This window comes from Desulfovirgula thermocuniculi DSM 16036 (genome assembly GCF_000429345.1).
Classification (GTDB): domain Bacteria; phylum Bacillota; class Desulfotomaculia; order Desulfotomaculales; family Desulfovirgulaceae; genus Desulfovirgula; species Desulfovirgula thermocuniculi.
Genome location: NZ_AUBR01000130.1, coordinates 1 through 1,311, shown reverse-complemented (window position 1 = coordinate 1,311; position 1,311 = coordinate 1). Strand labels below are relative to the sequence as shown.

General features: G+C 69.7%; 2 protein-coding genes. Both read right to left on the bottom strand.

Annotated elements, in window-relative coordinates:
- Nucleotides 1-614: hypothetical protein (locus G454_RS20625; RefSeq protein WP_027719239.1), on the bottom strand; the 614-nt coding region annotated here is incomplete at its 3' end.
- A gap of 40 nt (nucleotides 615-654) precedes the next feature.
- Nucleotides 655-1,311: anaerobic ribonucleoside-triphosphate reductase activating protein (locus tag G454_RS19765; protein WP_211230130.1), on the bottom strand; the 657-nt coding region annotated here is incomplete at its 5' end.

The following is a 1,311-nucleotide window of genomic DNA, read 5'->3' as shown; positions in this document are numbered from 1 at the left end:
TCCCTGAGCCGGGCGATCTCCTCCCGGTAGCCGCGCGTGGACTTTTCCACCTCCCGCCTTATGGCCTCGCCGAGGGGGTCCGCTCCCCGCGCGCTCAGGGCGTGTTCCCGCAGGTATATCTCGTACCGGAGCCGGGCCGCCCCCTCATCGAAACCCGGGGGCAGGGCGATTCTTTTCCCCAGGGCCCTGCACAGGAACCTCGCCGCGTCCACGTCCCTCCCCTCACGCTCGGCGGCCGCGACCGCGGCCCCGGGATCGCCCTCCCCGAAGCACTCGGGGAAGACGTAGAAGGCCAGGCGCCTCAGCCGCCTCCTGAACCCCGGCGAGGGGAACCTGGAGAGGACGTAGCGCACCAGGGCGGCCTCCCCCAACCTCCTCTTCTTCGGGGGCACCCTGGCCAGGTAGAGCAGCCACTCCCAGTTGTCGAGGCGCTTGGCCGCCGCCACCAGCCCGGCCACCGCCCTCTCCGCAAAGCAGAACCACCAGAAGTCCTCTTCCGGAAGTCCCACCTCGACCCCGCGCCTGGCGCACTCGGCGCGCAGGAACTCCAGCCACCTACCGGGGTCGATCCTGCCCCTCTCCAGGTCGAGGCCAGTATTGGCATACGCTCCCACGGAGGTCACCCCCGGAAAAAAAGGGCGTAGGGAAAATCCCCTACGCCCCCGCTGCCAGGGTTCCAGCGAGCAGTTCTCCGCCCCGCCGGAACTCCTGGAGCGCCCACTTCCCCGTCCCGGGGGCGGCGTCGAACCCCGCCGCGCGGAGCCCGGCCGCCATCTCTCCCAAGATTTCCGGCGTGTGTAGACAGGGGACGACCGTAGTCCTGATGTAGCCCCCGGGGAACTCCAGCGCCAAGCACAGGCTCTCCAAAACGGCGTCCGGGCTTTCCGCGCGGATCCACTCCCGGTAGAGCCGTAGCGGGGCCTTGTAGTCCACCGCCAGGCAGTCCACCAGGCCCTCCCCGAGAGCCCGGCGCAGGACGCCCGGGCGGGAGCCGTTGGTGTCGAGCTTCGTTGCATACCCCATGCGCTTGAGCTCCCGCAGGAAGTCCAAGAGGTCAGGCTGGAGGGTCAGCTCGCCGCCGGAAACCACCACGGCGTCGAGAAGGCGGCACCTCCGCTCCAGGAACCGGAGGACTCCTTCCAGCGGCACTTCCGGAACGTAGCGCGCCGGGTCCACCAGGCCGGGGTTGTGGCACCAGGGGCAGCGGAAGTTACAGCCCCTGGTGAACACCACCGCGGCGGGGCGGCCCGGGTAGTCGGACAGCGAGAACTTAAGTAGGCCGCCGACTACCACCCCGTCTTCACCGCCCGA